A 1187-nucleotide genomic window follows, 5' to 3' on the forward strand; every position below is an offset into this window, starting at 1 on the left:
AAGGAACCAAAGGTTGATCTGGTTCAAGCAAAACTTTCCTGCCTAAAAAAGCACGCTTTACAACCTTTTTGTTAAAAGCCGCCCCTTGTATCTGAGGCATCATGCATTGGAGTTGCTTAAATTCCTCCTCGCTATAGTCACGAAGTTCTCCAGTGCTTAAATCGGGCGCTTTGTAATATCTCTCGCTTTCAAACCAACGGCATTCAACAAGGGTCACCATCCGCCGCCCATTTTCAACTCCCTCCACGCTTTCATCATGACCATAACTATCTAGGTCATTGTGATGAATCCCCTCATAAGTACTCCCATCTCTTGCCCAATCTGCACTCAGTTCACTCCAATGGGCTTTCGGAAACATGTGTCTTGCAACTTCTAAGGGCTTGCGATCTACATACCATAAGCGTTGGACATCGGTTAAATTCGGTTGCACCGCTGCACTGTCCCAAACCATCTTTAACGGGTCTAAACGCGCTATAACCGGTTCCCCATCTATACTGTTTTCGTAATCAAGTCTGGTATCGGTCCAGCCCATGCCACAGATGACAGCATCTTGGAAAGCATCAGAGTCCGCATATTCCGCATGTGCCATGTCGCTACAACGCTTTGATTTATAATAATAATTCATTGTTTTGTATTGTTGAATGAGAGTCTCGAATAACGTAGGATTCTCTCATTTCAAAGTTGTTTATGTTGCATCAATTAAAATCACTCATTTGCACATCAAAAGCAGGATGAGTGTGTGGATCAAATTTGTATAAGAAAGGATTTAAAAATGGCTCTTATGAACCGTCTTAATGCAAGGGCTGTCGCAACATTGGGAGCTGGCAAATATAATGATGGTGCCGGCTTGTTACTCCATAAGCGTAAAGATGGTGGTGCTCAATGGATTTATCGTTATACCATTCACGGGCGCCGCCGTGAAATGGGCTTGGGAGCGTTGCGAAATGTTTCTTTAAAAAAAGCCCGTGAATTGGCAAATGGGTGGCGTTCTATTTTGCATGAAGGGCGTGACCCCATTCAAGAACGCGATAAACAAAAGCGTGAAGCAATAAGCAATCTTCATTATTTAAAAGATATTGCACTAGATGCTTTTGAAAGCCGTAAAGCTGAATTAAAAGGGGATGGTAAAAATGGTAAATGGTTTACACCTTTACGCCTTTATATTCTACCAAAATTAGGCTGTTTAC

Annotated in this window: 1 protein-coding gene and 1 pseudogene; one reads left to right on the forward strand and one right to left on the reverse strand. The window is 42.5% G+C overall.

The genetic code is table 11. The annotated features are described in order from the left end of the window. Positions 1-592, reverse strand: a pseudogene (locus PVV69_RS09880) (phage portal protein); the annotation flags it as partial. Positions 593-772: 180 nt separating this feature from the next. On the opposite strand from PVV69_RS09880, the gene PVV69_RS09885 reads away from it, so the two are divergent. Next, positions 773-1187: Arm DNA-binding domain-containing protein (locus tag PVV69_RS09885; RefSeq protein WP_273757359.1), on the forward strand; the 415-nt coding region annotated here is incomplete at its 3' end.

It is taken from the genome of Bartonella sp. MM73XJBT, from assembly GCF_028618465.1.
Classification (GTDB): domain Bacteria; phylum Pseudomonadota; class Alphaproteobacteria; order Rhizobiales; family Rhizobiaceae; genus Bartonella.